Origin of the sequence: Micromonospora rhizosphaerae (genome assembly GCF_900091465.1) — a bacterium.
GTDB classification, from domain to species: domain Bacteria; phylum Actinomycetota; class Actinomycetes; order Mycobacteriales; family Micromonosporaceae; genus Micromonospora; species Micromonospora rhizosphaerae.
On sequence record NZ_FMHV01000002.1, the window covers coordinates 2,794,406 to 2,812,834 of the forward strand.

18 protein-coding genes are annotated in these 18,429 nt (G+C 69.9%); 11 read left to right on the top strand and 7 right to left on the bottom strand.

The window, feature by feature from the left end:
* Window positions 1-50 precede the first annotated feature (50 nt).
* Together GA0070624_RS13515 and GA0070624_RS13520 are read left to right on the top strand one after the other, a co-directional pair.
* Complete coding sequence (locus GA0070624_RS13515; RefSeq protein WP_091340987.1) at window positions 51-1,589, top strand: FGGY-family carbohydrate kinase; 1,539 nt, start codon at window positions 51-53, stop codon at window positions 1,587-1,589.
* Window positions 1,586-3,232 (top strand): fucose isomerase, encoded by a 1,647-nt coding sequence (locus GA0070624_RS13520; protein ID WP_091340989.1) that lies wholly within the window; start codon window positions 1,586-1,588, stop codon window positions 3,230-3,232. The genes GA0070624_RS13515 and GA0070624_RS13520 overlap by 4 nt, the downstream gene beginning before the upstream one ends.
* A 102-nt stretch (window positions 3,233-3,334) precedes the next feature.
* Here the strand turns inward: GA0070624_RS13520 and GA0070624_RS13525 are convergent, their stop codons facing one another.
* Window positions 3,335-4,333 carry a LacI family DNA-binding transcriptional regulator gene (locus GA0070624_RS13525; RefSeq protein WP_091340991.1) on the bottom strand — a complete coding sequence of 333 codons (999 nt, stop codon included), beginning with the start codon at window positions 4,331-4,333 and terminating at the stop codon, window positions 3,335-3,337.
* A 553-nt stretch (window positions 4,334-4,886) separates the two neighbouring features.
* Between GA0070624_RS13525 and GA0070624_RS13530 the strand changes: the two genes are divergently transcribed.
* The 7 genes from GA0070624_RS13530 to GA0070624_RS13560 all read left to right on the top strand — a co-directional run bounded on the left by GA0070624_RS13530 (window position 4,887) and on the right by GA0070624_RS13560 (window position 12,577).
* Window positions 4,887-6,278 carry an ABC transporter substrate-binding protein gene (locus GA0070624_RS13530; protein ID WP_091340993.1) on the top strand — a complete coding sequence of 464 codons (1,392 nt, stop codon included), beginning with the start codon at window positions 4,887-4,889 and terminating at the stop codon, window positions 6,276-6,278.
* 51 nt (window positions 6,279-6,329) lie between these two features.
* Window positions 6,330-7,301: a carbohydrate ABC transporter permease gene (locus GA0070624_RS13535; RefSeq protein ID WP_218105154.1), complete on the top strand. Its 972-nt coding sequence runs from the start codon at window positions 6,330-6,332 to the stop codon at window positions 7,299-7,301.
* Window positions 7,291-8,121, top strand: coding sequence for a carbohydrate ABC transporter permease (locus GA0070624_RS13540; RefSeq protein ID WP_091340995.1), 831 nt, complete (start codon window positions 7,291-7,293; stop codon window positions 8,119-8,121). The genes GA0070624_RS13535 and GA0070624_RS13540 overlap by 11 nt, the downstream gene beginning before the upstream one ends.
* Before the next feature lie 20 nt (window positions 8,122-8,141).
* Window positions 8,142-9,236 carry a glycoside hydrolase family 172 protein gene (locus GA0070624_RS13545; protein WP_091340996.1) on the top strand — a complete coding sequence of 365 codons (1,095 nt, stop codon included), beginning with the start codon at window positions 8,142-8,144 and terminating at the stop codon, window positions 9,234-9,236.
* Between the two features lie 264 nt (window positions 9,237-9,500).
* Window positions 9,501-10,187, top strand: a complete 687-nt coding sequence (locus GA0070624_RS13550; protein WP_281180973.1) for a DUF2637 domain-containing protein — start codon at window positions 9,501-9,503, stop codon at window positions 10,185-10,187.
* Window positions 10,188-10,349: 162 nt separating this feature from the next.
* Window positions 10,350-11,408 (top strand): S8 family peptidase, encoded by a 1,059-nt coding sequence (locus tag GA0070624_RS13555; protein WP_091341000.1) that lies wholly within the window; start codon window positions 10,350-10,352, stop codon window positions 11,406-11,408.
* 104 nt (window positions 11,409-11,512) lie between these two features.
* Window positions 11,513-12,577, top strand: coding sequence for an SRPBCC domain-containing protein (locus GA0070624_RS13560; protein ID WP_091341001.1), 1,065 nt, complete (start codon window positions 11,513-11,515; stop codon window positions 12,575-12,577).
* A gap of 46 nt (window positions 12,578-12,623) precedes the next feature.
* On the opposite strand, the gene GA0070624_RS34700 is transcribed toward GA0070624_RS13560, so the two are convergent.
* From GA0070624_RS34700 to GA0070624_RS13580, 6 genes are all read right to left on the bottom strand, one after another.
* A complete protein-coding gene (locus GA0070624_RS34700) occupies window positions 12,624-12,779 on the bottom strand; it encodes a hypothetical protein (protein WP_176731683.1) in 156 nt (51 codons plus the stop codon).
* 79 nt (window positions 12,780-12,858) lie between these two features.
* Window positions 12,859-14,049 carry an MFS transporter gene (locus GA0070624_RS13565; protein ID WP_218105374.1) on the bottom strand — a complete coding sequence of 397 codons (1,191 nt, stop codon included), beginning with the start codon at window positions 14,047-14,049 and terminating at the stop codon, window positions 12,859-12,861.
* A gap of 47 nt (window positions 14,050-14,096) precedes the next feature.
* Window positions 14,097-14,246, bottom strand: coding sequence for a hypothetical protein (locus tag GA0070624_RS34705; protein WP_176731684.1), 150 nt, complete (start codon window positions 14,244-14,246; stop codon window positions 14,097-14,099).
* A gap of 44 nt (window positions 14,247-14,290) precedes the next feature.
* Window positions 14,291-15,466: a glutathione-independent formaldehyde dehydrogenase gene (locus GA0070624_RS13570; protein WP_091348775.1), complete on the bottom strand. Its 1,176-nt coding sequence runs from the start codon at window positions 15,464-15,466 to the stop codon at window positions 14,291-14,293.
* Window positions 15,467-15,604: 138 nt separating this feature from the next.
* On the bottom strand, window positions 15,605-16,378 hold the full coding sequence (locus tag GA0070624_RS13575; RefSeq protein WP_091341003.1) for an SDR family oxidoreductase: 774 nt from the start codon (window positions 16,376-16,378) through the stop codon (window positions 15,605-15,607).
* Window positions 16,379-16,408: 30 nt separating this feature from the next.
* On the bottom strand, window positions 16,409-17,104 hold the full coding sequence (locus GA0070624_RS13580) for an NAD(P)-dependent oxidoreductase (protein ID WP_091341005.1): 696 nt from the start codon (window positions 17,102-17,104) through the stop codon (window positions 16,409-16,411).
* A gap of 195 nt (window positions 17,105-17,299) precedes the next feature.
* Between GA0070624_RS13580 and GA0070624_RS13585 the strand changes: the two genes are divergently transcribed.
* Entirely contained in the window at window positions 17,300-17,875 is a 576-nt protein-coding gene (locus GA0070624_RS13585) for a Dps family protein (protein WP_091341007.1), read from the top strand.
* Between the two features lie 33 nt (window positions 17,876-17,908).
* Window positions 17,909-18,346: a PPC domain-containing DNA-binding protein gene (locus tag GA0070624_RS13590; protein WP_091341009.1), complete on the top strand. Its 438-nt coding sequence runs from the start codon at window positions 17,909-17,911 to the stop codon at window positions 18,344-18,346.
* Window positions 18,347-18,429: the final 83 nt, after the last annotated feature.

An 18,429-nucleotide genomic window follows, 5' to 3' on the forward strand; every position in this document is an offset into this window, starting at 1 on the left:
CCTCGACGTTCATGCTTGACCGAGAAATCGATTTCTGAGATCGTGGCGGCATGGGCGTAGCGGCAGTCGTCGGCATAGATATCGGTACGTCGAGCAGTAAGGGCGTACTCGTCGACCTCGACGGCCGCGTGGTCCGCTCGGCCACCCGGGAACACGAGGTGGACCGTCCGCGGCCCGGCTGGGTCGAGATGGACGCCGAGATCTGGTGGCAGGAATTCGTCGACCTTGCCCAGGAACTGCTGGCCCCCGGAGACGCGCACGTGGTCGCGGTCGGGGTGAGCGGCATGGGTCCCTGCGTGCTGCTCACCGACGACGCCGGGACCCCGCTGCGGCCCGCCATCCTGTACGGGGTCGACGTCCGCTCGACCCCGCAGATCGCCCGCCTGAACGAGCGGTTCGGTGCGGACGAGATCATGCGCCGCTGCGGCTCCGCCCTCTCCACCCAGGCAGCCGGAGCGAAGATCGCCTGGGTCGCCGACGCCGAACCGGAACTCTTCCAGAGTGCCCGCCGGGTCTTCATGCCCAGCTCCTGGCTCGGCTTCAAGCTCACCGATCAGTACGTGCTCGACCAGCACTCCGCAAGCCAGTGCACACCGCTGTACGACACCGACAACCGCGACTGGTACCGGCCGTGGGCCACGCAGATCGCCCCCGACCTGGTGCTGCCTCCGCTGCACTGGCCAGGTGACGTGGCCGGCCGCGTGACGGCCGAGGCGGCGTCGGTGACCGGGCTGCCGGCGGGCGTACCGGTGATCGTGGGCACCATCGACGCCTGGTCGGAGGCGATCAGCGTCGGCGCCCAGGGCGTGGGTGACCTCATGCTCATGTACGGCACGACGATGTTCCTGATCCACACGGTCCCGACCCGGTTGGCCAGCCCGTCGCTGTGGGGAACCGTCGGTGCGCTTCCCGGGACGCGCAATCTCGCCGGGGGCATGGCGACGTCCGGCGCGATCACCGCATGGCTCCGCGAGCTCTTCGGCTCACCCGACTATCCCCAACTGCTACGGCTGGCCGAACTCTCCGGTCCCGGCGCCCGGGGGTTGCTCATGCTGCCCTACTTCGCTGGGGAGCGCACCCCGATCCTGGATCCGGACGCCCGCGGCATTCTCGCCGGCCTCACCGTTTCACATACCCGCGGTGATCTGTACCGGGCGGCCCTCGAAGCGACCGGTCTCGGCGTGCGCCACAACATCGAGACCATGGAGGCCGCCGGCGGCGACATCGGGCGCATCGTCGCCGTCGGTGGTGGCACGCAGGGAAAGCTCTGGACGCAGATCGTCTCCGACATCACCGGGCGGGTCCAGCTGATCCCGTCGCAGACCATCGGCGCGAGCTACGGGGCAGCCTTTCTGGCCGCCCGGACCGTTCGGGACGTCTCGATCGACGAGTGGAACCCGATCAAGGAAGTCCGGGAACCGCGACCCGAGTACGCCGCCGACTACGACGAGCTGTACGGGCTGTACCGCCAGCTGTACGACGGCTCGAAGCCGGTCCTGCACGTCCTCACCGCCCGACAGACCCGCCTGTCCGCCGAACCCCAGCCCGCCGCGCTCGAAGAACCATGCAGCGAAGGAGTCACCCCATGACCAGTTACTCCCTGCCCGTACCGGCCGAGCCGCCGACGGCCGCGCCGATGACCGTCTACACGGTGGCCAGCGGCGACCTCCGGCTGAGCGCGAACGTCACCGGCTGGCCGACTCAGGAACAGCTCGAGGCCGATCTCACCGCAGCGGTCAACGCGCTCGGCTGGCAGGTTCAGCGCGGTCACCCGTTCAGCCTGGAGAAGGGGCACGGCTTCATCGACAGCCAGCGGGCCGGGATCGAGGTCTTCAAGGCGATTCCCAGGGACGCGCCACTCATCGTCGTGGAGGCGGTCTGGCAGTACAGCCACCACGTGCTGGCGGGGCTGCGCAGCCATCGGGGACCCATCCTCATCGTGGCGAACTGGAGCGGAGAGTTCCCCGGACTGGTGGGCCTGCTCAACCTCGCGGGCAGCCTCACCAAGGCGCGGGTGCCGTACTCGGTGCTGTGGAGCGAGGACTTCACCGACGAGTGGGCGCGCGAAGGGCTGAAGACCTGGCTGGAAACCGGCGAGCTGGTCCACGACGAGAGCCACGTACGCGACCTGCCTCCCCTCCCCGCCAGCCCCGAGACCGAACTCGGCCGGGCGCTGGCTGTGCAGTTGGCGACGGAGAAGGCCGTCATCGGCGTCTTCGACGAGGGTTGCATGGGCATGTACAACGCCATCTTCGATGACGAACTGATCAATCCGCTCGGCATCTACAAGGAGCGCCTGTCGCAGAGCACGCTCGTCGCCGAGATGGCGCGGGTCTCCGACGAGGAGGCGTACGCCGTGCGCCGGTGGCTGGACGAGGCCGGCATGACCTTCCACACCGGCACCGACGAAGCCACCGAACTCACCGAGCAGCAACTGCTCTCCCAGTTCAAGATGTACATCGCCGCATTGCGCCTCGCCGACGACTACGGCCTGGACGCGGTGGGCATCCAGTATCAGCAGGGTCTGAAGGACACGGTGCCGGCGAGCGACCTCGCCGAGGGGCTGCTGAACAACGTCCAGCGCCCGCCGGTGCTCAGCCGCGACGGGAGCCGCGAACTGTACGCGGGCGCGGCGCTCCCGCACTTCAACGAGGTGGATGAAGGCGTCGCCGTCGACTCGCTCATCACCAACCGCCTGTGGACCGCCATGGGTCTCGACCCGGCTACCACCCTGCACGACATCCGGTGGGGGGAGCGGTACGGCGACGATTTCGTCTGGGTGTTCGAGATCTCCGGTTCGGTGCCGGCGTCCCACCACGGTGGCTACGACAAGTCGTACAGCATGCGGCAGCCGCCGATGTACTTCCCCCTGGGCGGCGGCACGCTGAGCGGCGTGTCCAAGCCGGGAGAGATCGTCTGGTCCCGGGTCTTCATCATGGCCGGCGTACTGCACGTCGATCTGGGCCGCGGCACGGTTGTCGAGTTGCCCGCCGAGGAGACCGAGCGGCGGCTGGCCGCCACCACCCCGCAGTGGCCGATCATGCACGCGGTGCTGCACGGGGTCGGCCGCGACCAGCTCATGGCCCGGCACAAGGCCAACCACGTCAACGTGGCCTACGCGCCGGACGCCGCCACCGCGGATCGCGCGCTGCGCGCGAAGGCGGCGATGTTCGCCGAGCTCGGCGTGCGGGTGCACCTGTGCGGTGCGGTGAACGAGCAGGTCCTCGGCTGAATCTCTGATCATCGACCGTTCCGGCGGGGTGTGGGGACGATCTTCGTTCCCACACCCGGGCCGAAGAACGAGCACGACCCCGACCCGGGACGCGTGTGGGCCTCAGCTCGGCCGGCTGGAGCTCTCCCGTACCTGAAGCCCGGTACGGAGGGTGACGGTCGATGGGGTTTTTGTCGGGTTCGTGATGCGTTCGGTAAGCAGCAGCGCGGCCGTCCGGCCGACGTCGTACGTGGGCTGCGAGACGGTGGTCAGGGACGGCTTGACCAGGTGTGCCCAGGGGATGTCGTCGAACCCGACGACGCCGAACCGCGCCGGCACCTCGACCCCGCGGTCGACCAGGCACTCCATGGCGCCGACGGTCATCAGGTTGTTCGTGGCGAAGACCGCGTCCGGCGGCTCCGTCTCGTCCAGCAGCGACGCCATCGCCTGGTATCCGCCCTCTTCCCGGAAGTCGGCGAACCGGATCAGGCGGTCTGCCGGCCGGATGCCACGCGACCGCAACGCCTGCTGGTAACCGCGCAGCCGCTCCGCGGCGGTCGAGATTCGGCGCGGACCGGTGATGCAGGCGACCCGGCGGTACCCGCCGTCGAGGAGATGAGCGGTGGCCATCTCCGCCCCGTGAGTGTTGTCGACGAGCACGGTGTCCAGGTTCACGCCGCGTAGTTGTCGGTCGATCGCGACGACCGGGATCTCCGCCTCGACGAGTTTGTTGATCACGCTCGCCCGGCCCGAGGTGGAGATGATGACGCCGGCCATCCGCTGGGCCAGCGCCGCGGCGACATAACGGGATTCCTTCTCCGGGTCCTCGTCGCTGTTGCACAGCGCCACGGAGAAGCCGGCTTTCTGCGCGACGTCCTCGACCCCCCGGACCATGGACGTGAAGAAGGGGTTGCCGATGTCGGAAATGATGACCGCCCAGAGACTTGTCTGGTTCAGCCGGAGGTTGCGGGCCACGGCGTTCGGTCGGTAGCTGAGCTCCCGCATCGCCTGCTGGACCCGCTCGGCCATGACGGGATCGACGGAAGCCCGCCCGTTCAGCACCCGCGACACGGTCGCCGGCGATACCTGGGCATGCCGCGCCACGTCGTAGATTGTCGTCATCGGTCTCCTGTCCTGACGTCTGTCGACGCTGGCGATCGCCGACCCGCGGTGACGACAGCGGTGACCACTCGGGCTCGCCACCGTCATTCTACGGCTCGGTAATCGATTTCCAAGCCGAGGGGCGACTGGCGTGGCGGACCGGGAGCAGCCGCGGCGCCAGCCCCCGACCGGCCGCATGACGTGCCGCTACCGTGAGACGGGCGGCGGGCTCAGCGGCGGCGGAGGCGGACACACCCGGCTGGCGCCCGGCGGGCCCAGGCGGGCATGATCAGCCCAACCTCCGTGGTCGCCCCGCCGACCCGTGGAACCGGCCCCGGTCCTTTCGCCGTGACCCGGCCCTTCCCCGACGGGCCGCCAGCAGGCGTTCCCCAGCCCGCCGGCTCCGCTGCCGGAGGCCGAGGGGCGGGAAGGGTTGACGCGATCCTGGCAAGCCTCGTACATTGCTGAGAAATCGATTGCTCGCCTACCCCACCACCTCCCGTTGGCGCAGCAAAGGGCCTGCCACAGGCCCCGGTCCGCGGTGCATCCCCCACACCAGAGAGAGGCGTTGCATATGTTTCGCTCGGACCTTCCTTCTTGGACTCCGTCCCGGCCTCCGGCTCAGCTCAGCCGCCGCTCGCTCCTGCGCGGCATCGGCGGCGGCCTGGTCGGCGCCACCCTGCTCGGCTCCACGCCGCTGCTGTCGGCGTGTGGCGGCAGCAGCGGCGGTGGCGACGCCAAGGAGCTGACGTTCTGGAACTTCTACGGCCCCAACCCGGACGGCAACCCGCAGAGCAAGTGGTTCGTCGACCTGGTCGACCAGTGGAACAAGAACAACGACGTCAAGATCAAGCTGCACTACCTGCCGGTCACCGAATACCTGGGCGGCACCGCCCTGCAGACCGCATTCTCCTCCGGCAAGGGCCCGGACATCTTCATCATCAGCCCCGGTGACTTCTTGCGGTACTACAACGGCAAGGTGCTCACCGACCTCACCCCCCACCTGGGCGGGGACGCGATCTCCGACTTCACTGACGGGGTGCTGGACACCCGCAAGGTGAACGGCAAGGTCTACGGGCTGCCGATGGAGGTCGAACCGCTGGCCATGTACTACAGCGTGGACGCCTTCGAGAGGGCGGGTCTGTCCGAGGCCGACCTCCCCAAGACGTGGGACGCGCTGCTCGACGTGGCCGGCAAGCTGACCAACCCGAAGCGGTTCGGGGTCATGTTCGAGACCGCTCCCGGCTACTACCAGAACTTCACCTGGTACCCGTTCATGTGGATGGGTGGCGGCTCGGCGATTCCGGAGAACGGCAAGCCAGGCTTCAACACCGAGGCCGTGCACAAGGCGCTCGGGTTCTGGCAGGACGCGGTCAAGTCCGGCGCCGCACCGAAGAAGACCAAGGCCGAGGGCGGCGGAAACCTGCCCGCGCACCTCGGCGCCGGCTACTGCGCCATGCAGCAGAGCGGGATCTGGTCGGTCTCGCAGATGGAGACCGACGCCAAGAACGTCAAGTACGGCGTCTTCCCGCTGCCGGTCCCCGCCGGCGGCACCTACACCACTGACCTGGGTGGCTGGGCGTTCGTGGCCAACGCCAAGGGCGGCAACCCGGAGGCGGCGGCCAAGTTCATCGCCTGGGCGCTCGGCTCGACCGACGCCGACGGCGTCGAGCGGATGCGCCAGTGGAACACCGTGGTAAAGACCAACATCCCGGCGCGCAAGTCGGTACGGGACGCCGCGACCAAGGCCGGTGCCTTCGAGAAGCCCGCGCTGAAGGTCTTCATGGAGCAGGTGGCCCCGGGCGGCCGCGGCGAGCCGCGCTACACGCCCGAGGTCTACAAGGCGGTTTCCGACGCTCTCCAGGCGACCATGCTCAACGGCGCGGACCCCGCGGGGGCCGCCGCCGACGCGGCGGGGAAGATCGACACCTTCGTGAAGGGATACAAGGGCGCGTCGATCCTGTAGCGGATCGCCCACCGCCCGGGTGCCCGGGCACGGAGAAGGAGCGAAGTCACAGTGACAGTCGTTCAACGACCGAGCCCGGGCCGCACGGCCCGGCCGGGGCGTACCCCCGGGCCGGGCCGGGGCAGGGCGTCTCTGGCCGGGCGGCGACGCCGGGAGGCCCTAGCCGGCTACGCGTTCGTCGCGCCCGACCTGTTGGGCCTGATCGTCTTCGTCGGGCTGCCGATGGCGCTCGCGCTCGGCGTCTCCCTGTACGAGGCGGACGGCTTCGGCGGATACACCTTCGTCGGCCTGGACAACTTCCGCCTGATGGCGTCCGACGAACAACTCTGGCAGAGCGTGCGGGTCACCGCGACGTACGTGGCGACGTTCGTCCCGCTCTGCTTCCTGGTCAGCCTGGGGTTGGCGCTGCTGGTGCGGGACCACTTTCCAGGGGTCGGCGGGGTACGCGCGGCGCTGTTCGCGCCGAACGTCATCAGCCTTGTCGTGGTCGGTATCGTCTGGCAGTTCCTGCTCATCGACAAGCAGGGGATGCTGTCCAACGTGCTGCGCCCGGTGGGCCTGGGCAACGTGTCGTTCCTCGGCAGCCCCGGCCTCGCCATGGCCACCTACGTCCTGATCAGCGTCTGGTTCTTCATGGGCTACAACATGCTGATCATGCTCGGCGGGCTGAAGGACATCCCGCGGGAGTTCACCGAGGCGGCGCTGATCGACGGAGCCAGCTCCTGGCAGCGGTTCCGGCACATCACCTGGCCGCTGCTGCGACCGACCAGCTTCTTCGTGGTGGTCAACTCGATGGTCGGGGCGGTCACCGGGTTGCAGGCCTTCGACCTGGTGTACGTGCTGACCCGGGGCGGCCCGGCCAACAGCACCTCCACGGTCGTCTTCTACATCTACCAGCAGGCCTTCGGCTTCAACCACTACGGCTACGCGTCGGCACTGACCACCGTGGTGGTGGCGTTCCTGGTCGTCACCACCGGCATCATGTTCGTCGCGACCCGGGGAGGCCGGTTCCATGCAGAGTGAGACCCGCGTCGGACGCCGCAGGCCCCGCATCGGTATCCGGGCCCTGGTCGCGTACCTGATCGCCGGGCTGACCGTCGCGCCCCTGCTGTGGTTGCTGGTCACCGTGTTCAAGCCGGGCGACGAGGTCTTCCGGCCGGGGCTGCCCAGCCGGCTCACCCTGGACAACATCACCTACGTGCTCACCCAGATCCCGCTGGGCCGGTACGTGTTCAACAGCGCGGTGGTCTCGGTGGCGGTCACGGTGATCGCGTTGGCCCTGCACTCGATGGCGGCGTACGCGCTGGCCCGGCTGCGCTTCCCGGGCCGGCAGCTGATCTTCAGCGTGATCATTTCCACGCTGCTGGTGTCGCTGCCGGTGATCCTCGTACCGCTGTTCCTGGTGGTGCGCGAACTCGGCCTGTTGGACAGCTACGCCGGCCTGATCCTGCCGGCGATCTTCCACGCGTTCGGCATCTTCCTGCTGCGCCAGTACTACCTGAACATCCCCAAGGAGCTGGAGGAGGCCGCCGACCTGGACGGCTGCGGCTACTTCCGGCGCTGGTGGACCATCGTGCTGCCGCTGAGCAAGCCGGCCCTGGCCTCGCTGAGCGTGCTGTTCTTCCTGGCCAACTGGAACGCCTTCCTCTGGCCGCTGATCGCCACCCAGGATCCCGATCTGCGGATGGTGCAGGTCGGCATCTCCACCCTGCAGGGCCAGTACGTCTCGGGCTGGCATTACGTGCTCGCCGCGACCGTCGTCGCCGCCGTCCCGACCGTGCTCGCCTTCCTCGTTGGCCAACGCTGGCTGGTCGACGCCATCAAGACCTCCGGTCTGAAGTAGTCCACAAGTAGGGAAACAACATGAGTTACGGCCAATACGGTTCCAGCCTGCGCGACCTGCCCAGGCTGCGGAAGAGCCGGCGACGTCGGGCCTCGAGCTGGGACCGTACCGGCGGAAACGACGACCGGCTCACCATCGCCCCCGGCAGCACCGCGCTGCTGGCCGATGTTGAAGGCCCCGGCTCGATCAACCACATCTGGTGCACGGTCGCGCTGCCGCACCGCGACGTTCCCGACGCCGTGGAGAGCGACTACCTGCGCCGACTCGTCCTCCGCATCACCTGGGACGATGCGGCGGCGCCCAGCGTGCTCGTGCCGCTCGGGGACTTCTTCGGCATGGGCCACGGCAGGACGGCCAACTTCGTGTCCGCGCCGTTGCAGATGAGCCCGCAGGACGGCAAGGCCTTCAACTCGTGGTTCCACATGCCGTTCGCCCGGCGTGCGCGGGTCGAGCTGATCAGCGAGCTCGAGCACGAGCCGGTCTTCTTCTACTACTACGTCGACTATGAAGTCTTCGAGCCCGCCGCCGCCGAGGACATCACCGCCGAACTCGGCTATTTCCACGCCCAGTGGCGTTGCGAGCGGCCGACCGACGGCGTGCCGCAGGGAGCGGAGACCAACCGGCAGTTCCAGGTGGAGGGCACCAACCTGACCGGTGACGGCAACTACGTCATCCTGGACGCGGTCGGCCGGGGGCACTACGTCGGCTGCGTCCTCAACATTCGCAACCTGCGCCAGACGAGCGACTGGAACTGGTACGGCGAGGGCGACGACATGATCTTCATCGACGGCGAACCCTTCCCGCCGTCCCTGCACGGAACCGGCACCGAGGACTACTTCAACACGGCGTGGTGCCCCACGCAGTCGCACCATGCGCCGTACCACGGCATCACCCTGCCCGGCGGCGAGAACTGGAGCGGTGAGATCTCGCTCTACCGCTTCCACATCGAGGATCCGGTGACGTTCGCCGAATCGATCCGGGTGACCATCGAGCACGGCCACGCCAACAAGCGCTCCGACGACTTCTCATCGGTGGCGTACTGGTATCAGTCCCTGCCCCATCGTCCGTTCGACCTGATGCCGGTCGCCGAGCGGATACGTTTCGCAAGGAGTTGATGAGGGCCACTAGACCGTCACCGAACGTCAGCGCTCCGGATCGCGCCCGCACACGAACCGATGCCACCGTCGGCTCCGCCGGGCCCGGTGCGCTACGGTCACGCCGGACAACCACCCGGAGGTGAGCCTCACGATGGGCTATCGGCGCGGCCTTGCCAGGAAGCGGACCAGGCCCGCGCACCGCGTGGAGATGTTCTGCCGGCCGGTCGACCAGGTCGACCACCTCGCAGCAACACGTACCACAGCGGCTCGCGGCGGGGACGCATGAACCTGACCAGGGTCGCGCGGACGGCCTCGGCGGCCATCGTCGCCGGCGTGGCCGCCGTCGCCAGCTACAGCCACATGCGGCAGCTCGCGGCCGAGCACGGCCAGTCACCCCTCCTCGCCAACCTGCTGCCCGTCAGCGTCGACGGAATGCTGATCGTGGCCTCAGCGGTGCTGGCCGACGACCGGGCCGCCGGCCGGCCCGGTCGCCTGTCCGCACGCGTTTCGTTCACCATCGGCGTCGTAGCGTCGATCATCGCGAACGTCCTGGCAGCGCCGGACAACATCGTCGCGCGATTCATCTCCGCCTGGCCGGCCCTGGCGCTACTGCTGGTGGTGGAGATGCTGACGGGAGGAGGACCGGCCGCCACCCCTGCCGTTGCCGGAACGCAGACTTCGAAGGGCGCTGACGTCCCCGCATCGGACGACCAGAGCGCCGATGTGACACCCCGGTCAAGTGCATCTCGAGCGTCGGGCAGCACCGGCACGGTGGCCAGGAAGCCGGCACGTGGCACCGGCACGGTCGCCAAGAAGCCGGCCGGTAGCGCCGGCCAACCGTCCGCTGCCGATCGTGTGCGCGCCGCGCGAGCCGCCAACCCCACCGCCACCATCGCGGACATCGCCCGCCACGCCGGCGTCTCCGACCGGACAGCGCGACGACACCTCAACGGGACGCCCGTCGGCTAGTTGATCTTGGACCGGTGCGGCGCGCCGGCGCCGCGGTGCTGCCGCCTCCTGCTGCCGGTCCGGCAGGACGCCGAGACCACCGTGTCGGCTGCCGCTGTTACGTCTCCCGCCTGATCACCGATTCCCTTGATGAAGCGCTGTCGCATCCTGAGGAGAGGTCTCATGTCGATCGCCCGGTTACTCGCCGGCACCGCGGTGGCCACCGCCCTGGTGGCCGTCGCCGCCACGCCCGTGCAGGCGGCCGTCAACGATCCGTTGTACGACAAGCAGTGGGGCCTGCGGCAGCTCCACGCCGAACAGGCGTGGGCGACCAGCACCGGAACGGGCGTGGTGATCGCGGTGGTGGACACCGGCGTCGACCTCGGCCACCCGGACCTCAAGTCCAAGCTGGTTCCCGGCGCGACCTTCGTCGACTGCGGCCCGACCTCCTGCGGAAACGGCGACTGGCGGGGCCCGAACGGCAAGCCCGACGCCGACGACGAGCACGGCACGCATGTGGCGGGCATCGCGGCCGCGGCCACCGGCAACGGCGTCGGTGTCGCCGGAGTCGCCCCCGACGCCAAGATCATGCCGATCAAGGTGCTGGAGGCGGGCAGTGGCAGCTTCGCCGACATCGCCGCCGGCATCCGCTACGCGGCCGACCACGGCGCCAAGGTGGTCAACCTCAGTCTCGGCGCGCTGCCGGGCTCCCAGGCCCTCACCCTCACCGGGCTCGAGGCCGACGCGACCGAGGCGATCGCGTACGCGCAGGCGAAGGGCGTCGCCGTCATCGCCGCCGCCGGCAACGAGACCGCACCCCTCTGCGACACCCCGGCCTGGGAACCCGGTGCCCTGTGCGTCGCCGCCACCGACCGGAACGAGGTGAAGGCGTGGTACTCCAACCTGGGGGCGAAGGCTGACCTGAAGGCGGTGGCCGCCCCCGGTGGCGCCGGCCTCGTCAACTGCGACGACGACGTGTGGTCCAGCGTCCCGGTGGGCACCGGCTCGGCCGCCTGTGGACAGGGCGACTACGAGGCCTACGCCGGCACGTCGATGGCGACGCCCTACGTGTCGGGAGTCGCGGCTCTGCTCTTCGCCCAGGGCCGCAGCCTCGACAACGTGTACTCGGTGCTGATGTCCACCGCCCGCACCCCGGTCGCCGGCCTGCGCGGCGTCTACTCGCCGACGTACGGCTGGGGCCTTGTGGACGCCCAAGCCGCCGTGGCCGCGCCGCGCACCTGACTCCGACCGGGTAACGTCACCGCCACCACTCTCGCGCGGATCGAATGCAGCTGGCGGCGGGTGGCCGTCCGGTACGGCCGATGTCGTACCCGTAGAGTCTCGCCGTGATCGAGATCGGCGCGCAGGTCGACTTGCCCCACCCGGCTGACCGGGTCTGGCACGCATTGACGGATCGAGGGTTGCTCGCCCGGTGGTTCACCGAAGCCGAGGTGGAGGCGCGGGGACGGCTGCTGCTGCACACGGCGGGGCTGCCCGGCTTCGACGCCGCCGTCGACGCGGAGGTGACCGATCGGCGGCCACCGGAGCTGATCGCTCTGCACTGCCAGGAGGCCGGCCGGCGCTCGCGCCTGACCTGTGCCATCACCCCGACGACCGAGGGCTGCCGGCTGTCGGTCCGCGAGGTCCTGGAGCACGGCACCTGGCCCGCCGAGCAGCGCGTCCACCGCGAGCAGTGCTACCAGCAGGCGCTGGACGGGCGGCTCCGGGCCATCCTTGACTGGCTGGCCTTCCAGCAGGTCGACCTGCGGCGCGGCGAGGTCGGGATGACGGCCGAGTTGCCGGTGACGGAGGCGTTTGATGACGTGCCGACCGACCGCCGCCGCCGCGTGCTGATCGCTGTCCTCGCCGCGGCAGCACTGACCATCGGTGTATCGGCGTGGACCGTGCTGCCGGACGAGCAGGAACACGGCGCCGGACCGAACCCATTGCCGGTGCTGGCGACCGCCCCGAGCGCCACGAGCCGCTCACCTGAGGCGACCGCCGCCTCGCGCCCCAAGCGGACCGCCACTCCGAGCGACCTCCGCCCGAGCCGGACCCCCACCGGGAAAGCCTCGCGCACGCCTGCCTCGATCCCGCCCTCGGCCCCTCCCGTGACGGCCCGCTACGAGACCGTGTCGACCCGGGTCTTCGGCTACACCGGCGAGGTGGTGGTGGACAACGCGGGCGGCGCGGCGGCCAGGGATTGGACGGTGGTCGTCACCCTGTCCGAGGGCGGCACGATCGCGAGCGCCAGCGGGGCGGACTGGCGGCAGGACGGGCAGGCCGTCACCTTCACCGGGCCGCCCGTACCGGCCGGGAAGGCGCAGACATTCAGGTTCGACGTCCGCGACGCGCTCACCAGGGCGCCCCAGGGCTGCACGATCAACGACAACCCGTGCGCCGGCCTGTGAAGCCGCGTCGCCACATGGCGTAGGGCATCCACCGGACGACCTGGCGTCACGGCGACCACACCCGCTCGGCCGGTCGCCGGCGCAGGTCGCGTACCTCGGCCAGCGCGGCCGCGTACCGCGCTCCCAGCTCGCGCAGGAGCCGCGGCAGCTCCTCGCCGGACGCGCTGGCATAGACGAATGCGCACTCGTCGCAACGATCCACGGGGCTCAGCGTACCGACCCACCGCCTGCCGCTTCGGGTGGCGATTGCGGCGGCCGGATCGGCTGGCGAGCAGCGCTACTCACCGGGTACGTCGGGAGGCGCGGGCGCGGCGCAGTGTCGTGACCAGCACGCCCAGGGCCACCAACTGAAGGGCGACGGTGACGGCCACCAGTAGCGGTATCGACGTCTCGTACAGCCAACCAGCCAGCGCCCCGCCAGCCGCGGCAGCGACACCGACGACCGCGGCGAAGACGCCGTAGGCAGTGGCCCGTCTGCCCGGCTCGATGAGGTCGGCGACGGTTGCCTTCAGCGTCGACTCCTGTATGCCCAGGGCGGCGCCCCACACCAGCACGCCCACCACGGCGACCCCGACCATGGCGGAGAACGCCAGCGCGGGCACGAACGCGGCCGCGACCGGCAGGACGACGAGGACCCGGGCCCCGTACCGGTCGTACGCCCATCCGGTGGCGATGGCAGCCATCGCGTCGACGACCATCGCCGCGGCGTACAGCACGGGCACCGCCGAGGCGGGGAGCAGGCCGGCGCGCACCAGGTGGAAGGACAACACCCCGAACGTCGCGAACCCCGTCATGGTGAGCCCCGTGAACCCGGCGTACACCCAGAACGTGCCCGGCAGCCGGGCGACACCCGCCGTGATCTGCGCTGGACGTGGCATCTTGCCCGCTGTCGGCTCGGTGGTCGCGCCCGGTTCGTAGCGGGCAGGGTGAGGGACGCGGACGCGCAACCACACCACCAGGATGAGCGCGAGCGCCCCGGGCACCGCGAGCGTGAGCAGCGCCGGTCCGTAGTCGTTCCCCGTTGCCGCCAGCACACCGGCCACCGCAAGTGGACCGGCCAACGCGCCGACCTGGTCCAGCGCCTCGTGCACCGCGAACCCGCGTCCGCGACCCGTCACGGCCGCCGCATGAGACAGCAGGGTGTCCTTCGCCGGCTGCCGGACGGCCTTTCCGACCCGTTCGCCGATGACGAGTGCGCAGGCCACCCACAGCACCGAGGTCAAGCCGAGCGGCGGGACGGAAACGACGGTGATGACGTACCCGGCGATCGTCCACGCCCAGAAACGACCGGTACGGTCGGCGAGCGGCCCGGTCACCAGCCGCAACACCAACGCGGACGCCTCACCGACGCCGGTGATCACCCCCACCACCAGAGCACTCGCCCCGAGGTGAGCCAGCAGGGGTCCGGTGATGGACCGGGCGCCTTCGTAGACGACATCGGCCAGCATCGCCACGATGCCGAACCACACCACGAACGGCCACGCCGACAGGTGGCCAGGGGGCTCGGCGGCTCGTCGGCTCACGCCGTGCCCTGGGGTGGATCCATGCACACCTCGTTCCTGCGGAACTCGTGCGAGTTGACGCCGCGGGCGGTGCCGAGCGCGATGGCCAGCCACCCGCCTACCACCACCAGCACTACCAGCGCCACTCGACGCCGCTGCCACGTCACGCGCGTCCCTACCCGTGACCGCGTCGATTACACGCACGAGGTGACTACGGGTGCAGCAAAGCCTTGATCACCCCGTCCTCGCGGCGGTCGAAGCGCCGGTACAGCTCGGGTGCGTCCGTGAGGCTGCCGTGGTGGGTGACGATGACGCCGGGCCGGGCCCGGCCGGAGACCACCAGGTCGCGCAGCAGCCGGGTGTAGCGGCGGTCGTGGGTACGGCCGAACCGGACCGCGACGCCCTTGCCGAATAGCGTCCCCCACGGTGCGACCAGGTCTTCGTGGCTGGTCGCGCCCGGGCGGGGGTGCAGGTCCCGGTCCGGGTACACCCCGGCAACGCCGATCGCGCCGGTCGGGTTGACCAGCCGGGCCGCGTCGGCGACGACCTGGTCGGGGCGTTCCTGCTCGGGGTGTTCGCGATCGCGGGCCTGAAACCCGACCGCGTCGATCACCTTGTCGACCCCGCTCAACATCTCCTCGCCGAGGGGCAGCCCGGCCCGTGCCCGGTCCCGGCGAATCTGCTCGACTGGGTCGCCGCGGCGGAAGTCGATCGGGACCGCCCCGATCTCGCCGGCCTTGTCCAGCCGGGCGTCCACGCAGTCCACGCAGTACACGACCCGGGCGCCCCGGAGCAGGGCCGAGTACGCGCTGAGCAGGCCGATGGTGCCGGCGCCGAACACGGCGACGGTGTCGCCGGGTTCGACCCCGGCGAGGGTGGCGGCGGCGTGCCAGCCGGTGACGAACGCGTCGGCGAGCAGGACGAAGTCGTCCTCGTACGCGTCGCCGGGCTCCCCGGGCACCGCTACGCAGTTCGCGTCGGCCCACGGCACCCGGAGCAGGTCGGCCTGGGCGCCCCGGTAGGGGCCCATCCCGGCGTAGCCGTACGCGGCGCCCGGCCCCTCGGCCCGGGCCCGGAGACAGGCGGCGGAGAGCCCGCGGGAGCACATCGCGCAGGTGCCGCAGAACAGGTGCGTGGGGATCACCACCCGCATGCCCGGCCGGAGGGTCTGCACGGCGCTGCCCACCTGCTCGACCACGCCCAGCGGTTCGTGGCCGAGCACCAGGCCGGGGCTCGCTCCGGTCCGCCCGTCGTACATGTGCAGGTCGGTTCCGCACAAAGCGCTGGAGGTGATCCGCACCAGCACGTCGGTCTCCGCCTCCAGCGTCGCGTCGGGCACCTCGTGCACCCCGACGGTCCGGACGTCCTCGTAGACCACGGCTCTCATGCGCGCCTCCTCCGGTCGGTCAGCCGGGCCATCCGTGCGCCGGGTCAGGCAGAACACGTCGAGGCAGCCAGCCGCGGCGGTCAGCACCACCAGCAGCGCCGGATCACCGCCCGCCTGGACAGGACCTGTGGCTGGACCTCATACCGTGGACGCCCAGACCTGGGATTCGAATTCCTTGTCCTGCGCCAAGCTGAGCTCGGGGCACACGGTCCGATATGGATGATGATCCATGGGAATTACCCGGACCATCGCGTCGATCATCTCCTGCGGGTCGTACTGGTTGTCGAGATACTGACTGAAGTCCGGCCGTTCCAGCAGGGCGCTCGTGTCGTTCCGCCACTGGAACATCGCCTCCACGCCCGTGTCGTTGTACCCGGTCCGGTAGGGGCCGGGATTGATTGTGGCCACTCGAATGCCGCGCGGACCGAGTTCCATTCTCATCGCCCACGCCAAAGCCTCGATGGCGTGTTTGGTGGCGGCGTAGATGCCGACCCACGGCCTGGTCCGGATGCCCGCCGCCGACGACACCCAGAAAATCTTCCCACTTCCCCTGTCGAGCAGCTGCGGGGCGAAGCCCTGGACGAGTTGCAGGTGACCGAAGACGTTCACCTCGAAGGATCGGCGAACCCGGGCCATGGGTATCTCCACCACGGAGCCCGCCTCCTGGACACCGGCGTTGAGCACGAGAATGTCGACGTCGTAGCCGAAGGCGTGTCTCCGATCGATCTCATCGGTCACGTCGAGTTTGATCGCGTCGAGCTGCACACCGTGCCGCTGTGCCTCGGACCGCAGGTCACGGACCTGGGGCCAGATCTCGGCGCCGGCGATGACGTGATGACCGGCACGTGCCAGGCCGAGCGCGGTGCCCCGACCGAGTCCGGTGCCTGCTCCTGTGATCAGGATGTTCGCCATGGTTGCCTCAGTGCTGCAGGGCGCGGGTGATCACGGTGAGATCCTCGTGGGCGAGCCCGCGTTCCGCCGCCCGTTGCCACTCCGCGGCCAGGCTGTTCGCCACGGCGAACCGATCGATGTCGACTTCACGCAGCGCCAGGTTGACGTCCTTGACGGCGAGGGAGAGCGGGTACTGCGCCGAGTAGTCGTCCCGGCCGATCCGCTGCAGTTTCTCGGCGGCCCAGGGCGAGACCAGCGGACGGTGCGCTGCCCGATGGCGTCGAAGACCGGGGCGATCCGTTCCCGGACCTGCTCCGGTCCCGAGGCGAGGATGACCAGGTGCCCCTTCTCCGCCGGGCCCCGGCTGCCCGCCACCGGCGCGTCCAGCAGCACGACATCGGGGCGCCGCTCATGCACCATCCGGGCGATGCGTTCCGTGGCGGAGACCCCGATGGTGCTCATCTGGACCCAGATCGCGCCGTCCGCCATGGCGGCCAACATTCCCTGGTCGTCGGCGATGGAGACGACCGCGTCCGCGTCGGTCACCATCGTGATCACCACGTCCGCCCCGCGTACCGCGTCCCGGGGATTGTCGGCCACCTCCGCGCCCTGCTCGCCGAGTTGACGGGCCGGCTCCGGGCGGCGGTTCCAGACGACCGTGGGCAGGCCGGCGCGGAGAATGTTCGCCGCCATCGGCCGTCCCATGCCGCCGAGTCCGAGTACGGCCACCCGCTGCGTCTCCGCCATCTGACCCCCCGGATATCCCCCTACTCGGCAGCGTAGGTCAGCGGCGGGCGACGGTTGACCGCTTCGGATTACGGCCACCCCGGGGATCCCAGCCGCCTACGCTCGTGTGGAACCGCCTGCCGACCGTGAGTGCCGAGGGCGGCCGCGGCGGGGGACGTGGCCCAGCGTGGCGGACCAGGCATCGGAGGAGACACCATGACCCAGCAAAAGGTCCGTTCGGACAGCCAGCCGCTACTACACCAGCATGGCCGGGAAATCCAGGCGTTCGGGACCGTGCGGCAGCTACCGATCGGCCTTTCACACGACGCGCGAATGTATTCGTGTGAACGGTTGAACAGGATCCTCGCCGATACCCAAATTCTGCACTCGCTCTACAAGAAGCATCATTGGCTCATGCGCGGGCCGACGTTTTACCAGCTTCATCTGCTGCTGGACAAACACGCGAACGAACAGCTCGAGCTGATCGACATGATCGCCGAGCGTATTCAGACGCTCGGCGGGATCGCGGTGGGGGATCCGCGCCACGTCGCCGAGTTGACCAGGGTGCCCCGCCCGCCCGACGGCGCCGAGGAGGTGCCAGCGATGCTCTCGCGCCTGCTGGAAGCGCACGAGCTGATCCTCAACGACGCGCACGACGCCGCAGCGCGGGTGGCGGAGGCTGGCGACGACGGCAGCAACGACCTTTTGGTATCGAACGTGATCCGCACCAATGAACTGCAGACGTGGTTCATCGCCGAGCACCTCGTCGACACCCCCATCGTCCGGGTCTAGACCGAGCCCGCCGCAAATGCTGGGAGATCGACGATGAGGGCGCGGGAGGTGCGCCACCAGACCGGGCGGGTCCTGGTGGTGGTCTGCGACAAGGGGGAGGAGGCGGTCGTCGCCGTCGGGGCGGCCCTGCGCGAGCAGCGGCTGCTCGCCGCCCGGGTGTCCGCGGTGGGCGGGTTCGCCGACGCCGAGGTCGGCTGGTTCGATCGGGAGGCCGGCGACTACCGGCGGATCCCGGTCGCCGAGCAGGTCGAGGTGCTCTCCCTGCTCGGCGACGTCGCTGAGCAGGACGGCGAGCCCGCCCTGCACGTGCACGCGGTGCTGGGACGGTCCGACGGCAGCACGGTCGGCGGGCATCTGCTGCGCGGCGAGGTCTGGCCGACGCTGGAGGTCATCATCTCGGAGGTGGCGCCGGAGTTGGCGAAACGGGTGGATTCGGAGACCGGCCTGGCCTTGATCTCCGGGGCCGACTGAGCGATCCGGTGGCCCGTGGTCAGCCCGTGGCCGTCACGCCGCCCTGCTGCACTTGGACCCGTGACGCGAACGTGCGGAAGCAG

Excerpts from the sequence above, each read along its gene's own strand:
- GA0070624_RS13585 (WP_091341007.1), top strand. The coding sequence starts at position 17,300 with ATGACCCAGCAAAAGGTCCGTTCGGACAGCCAGCCGCTACTACACCAG.
- GA0070624_RS13545 (WP_091340996.1), top strand. The coding sequence starts at position 8,142 with ATGAGTTACGGCCAATACGGTTCCAGCCTGCGCGACCTGCCCAGGCTG.
- GA0070624_RS13555 (WP_091341000.1), top strand. The coding sequence starts at position 10,350 with ATGTCGATCGCCCGGTTACTCGCCGGCACCGCGGTGGCCACCGCCCTG.
- GA0070624_RS13515 (WP_091340987.1), top strand. The coding sequence starts at position 51 with ATGGGCGTAGCGGCAGTCGTCGGCATAGATATCGGTACGTCGAGCAGT.
- GA0070624_RS13580 (WP_091341005.1), bottom strand. The coding sequence starts at position 17,104 with ATGGCGGAGACGCAGCGGGTGGCCGTACTCGGACTCGGCGGCATGGGA.
- GA0070624_RS13570 (WP_091348775.1), bottom strand. The coding sequence starts at position 15,466 with ATGAGAGCCGTGGTCTACGAGGACGTCCGGACCGTCGGGGTGCACGAG.
- GA0070624_RS13525 (WP_091340991.1), bottom strand. The coding sequence starts at position 4,333 with ATGACGACAATCTACGACGTGGCGCGGCATGCCCAGGTATCGCCGGCG.
- GA0070624_RS13540 (WP_091340995.1), top strand. The coding sequence starts at position 7,291 with ATGCAGAGTGAGACCCGCGTCGGACGCCGCAGGCCCCGCATCGGTATC.
- GA0070624_RS13530 (WP_091340993.1), top strand. The coding sequence starts at position 4,887 with ATGTTTCGCTCGGACCTTCCTTCTTGGACTCCGTCCCGGCCTCCGGCT.
- GA0070624_RS13520 (WP_091340989.1), top strand. The coding sequence starts at position 1,586 with ATGACCAGTTACTCCCTGCCCGTACCGGCCGAGCCGCCGACGGCCGCG.
- GA0070624_RS13590 (WP_091341009.1), top strand. The coding sequence starts at position 17,909 with ATGAGGGCGCGGGAGGTGCGCCACCAGACCGGGCGGGTCCTGGTGGTG.
- GA0070624_RS13550 (WP_281180973.1), top strand. The coding sequence starts at position 9,501 with ATGAACCTGACCAGGGTCGCGCGGACGGCCTCGGCGGCCATCGTCGCC.
- GA0070624_RS13575 (WP_091341003.1), bottom strand. The coding sequence starts at position 16,378 with ATGGCGAACATCCTGATCACAGGAGCAGGCACCGGACTCGGTCGGGGC.